The 6,175-nt window shown below is 36.0% G+C and carries 4 protein-coding genes; all 4 read left to right on the top strand.

The window, feature by feature from the left end; all coding sequences use genetic code 11:
• A partial coding sequence (locus CI949_RS15265) for a sigma-54-dependent Fis family transcriptional regulator (protein ID WP_290767837.1) occupies nt 1–1,342 on the top strand: 1,342 nt, incomplete at its 5' end.
• 193 nt (nt 1,343–1,535) lie between these two features.
• Nucleotides 1,536–3,539, top strand: coding sequence for an FAD-dependent oxidoreductase (locus CI949_RS15260; protein ID WP_290767835.1), 2,004 nt, complete (start codon nt 1,536–1,538; stop codon nt 3,537–3,539).
• Nucleotides 3,540–3,561: 22 nt separating this feature from the next.
• On the top strand, nt 3,562–5,205 hold the full coding sequence (gene ilvD / locus CI949_RS15255; protein WP_290767833.1) for a dihydroxy-acid dehydratase: 1,644 nt from the start codon (nt 3,562–3,564) through the stop codon (nt 5,203–5,205).
• A 42-nt stretch (nt 5,206–5,247) separates the two neighbouring features.
• Complete coding sequence (locus CI949_RS15250) at nt 5,248–5,979, top strand: aspartate/glutamate racemase family protein (RefSeq protein ID WP_290767830.1); 732 nt, start codon at nt 5,248–5,250, stop codon at nt 5,977–5,979.
• The last annotated feature ends 196 nt before the right edge of the window (nt 5,980–6,175 follow it).

Here is a 6,175-nt window from a genome sequence, read left to right as displayed (position 1 = left end):
AGAAACTGATGTTATCTGCATTATAGATAAGAATGCCAGAATTCTTTATTACAATAATTATAATGATATTCATAATAAGCTGGGAACTGAGGAAGTAGAGGGCAAACCATTTTTGGAGGTGTATCCCTGGCTTGATTGGGAAACAAGTACCGCTTTAAAAGTTTTGAAAACTGGAGAGGCAGTAGTTAATCAGCCCCAGGTTATGCAGTTAGATGATGGGACAGAGGTTAACTCAATTAATACGGCTTTCCCTTTAAAGAATGAAGAAGGGATTTTAGGAGTGGTTTTTTTATCCTATGATATTAACAGTATAGTCAGTACAGCTGAAGCTGAATCTAAAAGCAAACATGAACACAATTTGGGTTCTAAATATCAGTTCTCTGATATTATTACCAGAAATGCAGAGATAATGAGAATCATTGCCCAGCTTAAAAAAGCTGCTAAATATGATTCAAACATTTTGATTTATGGAGAAACAGGAACCGGCAAGGAGTTGTTTGTGCATTCTATTCATAATGCAAGTAAAAGAGCTTCTAAACCATTTATATCTCAAAACTGTGCGGCTATACCAGAAAATTTAATGGAAAGTTTATTTTTTGGTACAACAAAGGGGAGCTTTACCGGTTCAGAAGAGAAAAAAGGATTATTTGAATTAGCGAATGGAGGGACTATATTTCTCGATGAAATTAATTCGATGCCGCTTTCACTGCAGGCTAAACTTTTGCGGGTTATAGAAAATGGCAGGGTCCGCAGAATTGGAGGCAGAAAAGAATATAAGACTGATGTTAGAATTATTGCTTCAACAAATGAAAAGATGGATGATTTATTAAATACAAAAAAAATCCGAGAAGATTTATTTTATCGAATGAGTGTAGTCAATGTCGAAATCCCACCATTGAGAGAAAGAAAAGATGATATTAAAGTTTTGGCTGATCATTTTATAAATGATTTTAACAACAAATTTTCTAAAAATATAGAAGGTATAGATACTAAAGTTGAAAAAATATTTCTTAAATACAGCTGGCCCGGTAATGTGAGAGAGTTTAAAAACTGTATAGAAGGAGCCTTTATTAATAGTGTTGATGACAGCAAAATAAGGCCAGAAGATATTCCTAAATACATTTTAGAAAAGACAGGCTCAGCAAAAGATTATAAAAATTTAGAGTTTAAAGCAGTAAATAACTTATCTTTAAAAGAAAATACCAAAGAACTAGAAAAACATTTAATAACAGCTGCCTTAAAGGAAACAGGGAATAATATAAGCCAGACAGCAGAAAAGCTATCTATTTCTCGACAGTCACTTTACAATAAACTGAAGAAATATGAGCTTAAACTCCCCTGAATTAGATCCTAGATAACTTGACAGCTGTCAAGTTTTTGGACAGTAGAGAAGAATAATATTACTTAAAATTGATAGAAAAAATTGAATATTTATATAAATAAACTCCATTTTTGATTAAGATGCCCGCCAGATAAGGAACGGCACAAATATTGCAATATATAATAGTGGAATTCTTAATTTAGGAGGTCAAAAAATGGATAAAAAATATTCTAGTTTATTTGAACCGTTAAAAATTGCTAATTTGGAGATCAAAAACAGAATAGGTATGGCACCTATGGCTGCATCAGGCTTAATCAATGCTGATAATGCCTTTGATCAGAGGGCAATTGACTATTATGTCGAAAGAGCAAAAGGGGGAGCTGGTTTAATTATCACAGGTGGTGTGGAAGTTGAAAATACTATTGAACAGACACATACCGGGATTTTTCAAAATATTTCAACAAACCCAACTGCCTTTAAATTAACAGCCAGTGAAATGGTAGAGAGAGTTCAGGCTCATGGATCGAAAATATTTCTGCAGCTGACTATGGGATTTGGCAGGTCACTATTTTTAGATTTAGTGGACAGCCACCCGGTTGCTCCTTCTGCTGTGGCTCACTTCAGCCAGCCTGAGATTACCTGTCGGGAATTAAAAACTGAAGAAGTAGAATTTATGATTCAAAAAATGATAGATGCTGCAGTTTTAGCAGAAGATATCGGTTTTGATGGGGTAGAAGTGCATGCAATGCACGAAGGTTATTTAATTGATCAGTTTGCCTTATCACTATTTAATAATCGGACAGACAAATATGGCGGAAATTTAGAGAATAGACTTCGAGTAGCAACTGAGATTGTTGAGGGGATTAAGAAAGAGTTAGGAAATGATTATCCTGTTATTTTAAGGTATGGTGTGAAAAGCTGTATCAAAGAAGTTCATCAGGGTGGTTTACCTAATGAAGATTATCAGGAAAAGGGAAGAACTCTGGAGGAAGGTCTCAAAATAGCTGCCATGCTTGAAGAGGCAGGATATGATGCCCTTAATGCAGATTTAGGTTCATATGAAGCTTTATACTGGGCTCATCCACCAACATATATGGACCACGGCCTTTATTTACCCTATGTTCAGAGATTAAAAGAGGTAGTTGATGTTCCAATTTTAACTGCCGGCAGATTAGATGATCCAGAACTGGCAGCTCAGGCGGTTGGAGAAAGACAGGTTGATATGGCTTTAATTGGTCGCGGATTATTAGCTGATCCAGATTGGCCCAATAAAGTTAGATATCAAAATTTAGATAAAATTAGGCCCTGCTTAGCCTGTCATGATGGCTGTATGGGGAGATTAGAAAGTGGAAAGAAAATATCATGTGCAGTGAATCCAGCCTGTGGACGAGAGGTTGAATACAGCATCGATCCTGCCTTGAAAGAAAAGGAGATAATGATAGTTGGTGGTGGAATAGCAGCTATGGAAGCTGCCAGGGTTAGTGCGCTTAGAGGTCATAAGGTTAAGCTTTATGAAAAAAATAGTTACCTAGGCGGCCATTTAATAGAAGCTTCAGTACCCGAATTTAAAAAGGACGAAAGAAAGCTTATTGAGTGGTATAAAAATGAGTTAGCTGAACTTGAAGTTAATATTAACTTAGAGCAGGAAGTAGATCAGAAATTAATAGAAGAATTGTCTCCAGATGAGGTTATAATAGCTGCTGGAGCTAAAGCAAATATCCCACCAATTGCTGGAGTCGAACAGGAAAATGTAATAACTGCCTGCAGAGCACTGATGAATGAAGACCAAATTGGAGAAAAGGTAGTCATTTTAGGTGGAGGCTTAGTTGGAGTGGAAACTGCAGTCTGGTTAGCAGAAAAAGGGAAAAAGCTGACAATTGTTGAAATGATGGATGAGTTATTGGATTCTGTTTTTGTTTCCCATGCCAATTCAGATATGTTAAAAGACTTGGTGGATTTTCATCAGATAGATGTTAAAACAGGAAGCAGTATTTTAAAAATAGATAAGAATACTGTAAGCGTAATTTCTAAAAACTTTAGAAGAGAAAAGATCGAAGCAGATACAATTATAATTGCTGCCGGCTATAAGGAGAATAAAGAATTATACCAGCAGGTTAAAGATATGGATCTTAAAGTCAATTTAATTGGTGACTCTAAAAAAGTTGCAAATATTATGTATTCGATTTGGGATGCTTACGAAGTAGCAAAATCTATTTAAAAAATACTGGAGGAATAAAAAGATGAATAATAAATTTGTTGGAACAGATGCGATTATGAGAAGAGCAATGCTTAAAGGCTGTGGTTTTGATGATGCTGATATTAAAAAGAAACCCCATATTGGAATTGTAAATACATATAATGAAGGTGCACCAGGACATGCCCATTTAAATGGAATTGCAGATAGTATTAAACAGGGAGTTTGGGCTGCAGGTGGGGTCCCGGTAGAGTTTGGAGCTCCTTCAACCTGTGGGGATATGATTGTAGGAGAAGAAGAATTGAAATATGAGTTGGCCGGAAGAGATGTAGTAGCGATGGGGGTAGAATATGTATCAACTGTCCATCAATTTGACGGATTAATTTTACTGGCCAGCTGTGATAATATTATTCCTGGTGTGATGTTAGGGGCGATTAGAGTTGATGTACCTTCGATAATTATTACTGGAGGCTCAATGCTGACCGGAGAATATCAGGGGGAAGAAGTTCTGCCATCTGATGTAGGTGTGATGACAATGGGCAAAGATGCTGACAGCCAGAAAGTCAGAGACATTGAAAACATAGCCTGTATGTGTCCTGGAGCCTGTTCGACAATGGGTACAGCTAACAGCATGCAGATTATGACAGAGGTATTAGGACTTAATTTACCAGGAACAGCTACTATCCCGGCAGTATATGCTGACAAAAAAAGAGCGGCCAGATTGGCAGGGAAAAGGATTGTTTCTATGGTAGAGGAAGATTTAAAACCCAGTGATATCTTAAATAGAGAAATTTTCTTAAATGCTGTCAAAACAAATATCGCTATGGGTGGATCGACAAATGTAATTCTGCACCTATTAGCTCTAGCAAGAGAGGCCAAAGTAGAATTAACAATGGATGATTTTGCAGAGTTTGGAAATCAACTTCCTTGTATCTGTGGAGTTAAACCATCTGGTAATTATTCAGTTGTAGATTTCCATAAAGCAGGAGGTGTACCTGCACTATTAAAAGAATTAGAATCATATTTAGATTTAGATGTTTCTACTATAACCGGCCAAACTATTGGAGAAATTATTGCTGAAGCTAAAAACATGAATCCAGAAGTAATCAGACCTTTAGATAATCCGATTAATGGTGATGGTGGTTTAAAAATTTTAAGAGGTAATCTGGCTCCTAATAGTGCCATTGTCAGATCATCTTCGGTGCCAGAAAGCATGAAAAAGTTCACTGGACCAGCTAAAGTTTTTAATCGTGATCAAGAAGGAGTTAAAGCAATTAAGGAAGGTAAAATCGAACCAGGAGATGTGATGGTAATTCGCTATGAAGGACCAAAAGGAGCTCCGGGAATGAAAGAAATTATGTTGAGTACAGATGCTTTAGTCGCCTACGGTCTGGATGAAAGTGTTGGGTTGATAACTGATGGCAGATTTTCTGGTTTCAATCACGGCCCAATCATTGGTCATGTTACACCAGAAGCTTATGCTGGAGGTCCACTTGCTCTGGTCAAGGATGGAGACATAATTTCTGTTGATATCAAGAATTCAACTTTAGATATTAAGCTTAGTGAAAAAGAATTAGCTGCAAGAAGAGAAAAATGGCAGCAGCCTGAAGCAAAGGTTAAACAGGGTATGATGCATATTTATGCTCAAATGTGTAAATCAGCTGATCAAGGAGCAGGAATGACTATTTAATTTAAAATCACTAAACTTAAAATATTTAAGGAGGATTTAAAAATGATATATCATGCAAATAGAGCTCAAGACAATTATGGTGAAGTTATTGGGATTTTACTTTTAGATTTTAAAGCGCCTTTTATACCTGGAGATGTTGGAAATGCAAGCACCTATGATTATCCAGTTAGATATAAATTAGTTGAAGGACTTACCTTTGATAGATTATTTAATAAAGATCAAACAGCCTTAGAGATTATAATTGAAGCTGCTAAAGATTTAGAAAAGTCAGGTGTAAGAGCGATAACTGCTGATTGTGGATTTTTTGCTCTCTTTCAGAAAGAGGTTGCTGAAGCGGTAGATATACCAGTCTTTTTGTCAAGCCTCTTACAAGCACCATTTATTTCTTCAATAATTGCTAGAGATAAAAAAGTTGGAATCATTAGTGCAAAATCTGATAGTTTAGATGACGACAGTTTTTTAGATTCTGTTAATATTGATCGCGAGAGAGTTGTAATTCGGGGAATGGAAAACAAAGAAAATTTCTATAAATTCGGAGTTCTAGAAGAAGGTTCTTTGGATACTGAAAAAATTGAAAAAGAAGTTTTAGAAGTGAGTGAAAAGATGATCGAAGAAAATCCTGAGATTGGGGCTGTTTTACTAGAGTGCAGTATGCTGCCTCCATATGCTAAATCAGTTCACCAGTCACTTTCACTTCCAGTCTTTGATTTTATAACTATGATCGATTTCGTGAAATCAGCCTTGGTTAAAAAGGAATATCAGGGAGTTTTTTGAAATAGAAGATAAATACAATTTACAGGAGTGGTAATTAATGGATCCGTATTATAAAGGAGCAATTTTTGCATTATTTTCTGCAGCTGGTTTTGGAATAACACCGGTTCTGGCTGTTTTTGCTTATGCGGGAGGAGTTAGTGTTTATTCACTGTTATTTTTAAGATTTATGATGGCTGCTGTAGTTTTATTTTCATAT

The sequence above is a fragment of the Halanaerobium sp. genome, assembly GCF_003070835.1.
The sequence above is the reverse complement of the archived record's forward strand: the minus strand, read 5'-3'. Positions and strand labels throughout refer to the sequence as shown.

What these genes read in the sequence shown, in the direction of transcription:
- CI949_RS15260 (WP_290767835.1), top strand. Translation starts at nt 1,536, where the DNA reads ATGGATAAAAAATATTCTAGTTTATTTGAACCGTTAAAAATTGCTAAT.
- ilvD (WP_290767833.1), top strand. Translation starts at nt 3,562, where the DNA reads ATGAATAATAAATTTGTTGGAACAGATGCGATTATGAGAAGAGCAATG.
- CI949_RS15250 (WP_290767830.1), top strand. Translation starts at nt 5,248, where the DNA reads ATGATATATCATGCAAATAGAGCTCAAGACAATTATGGTGAAGTTATT.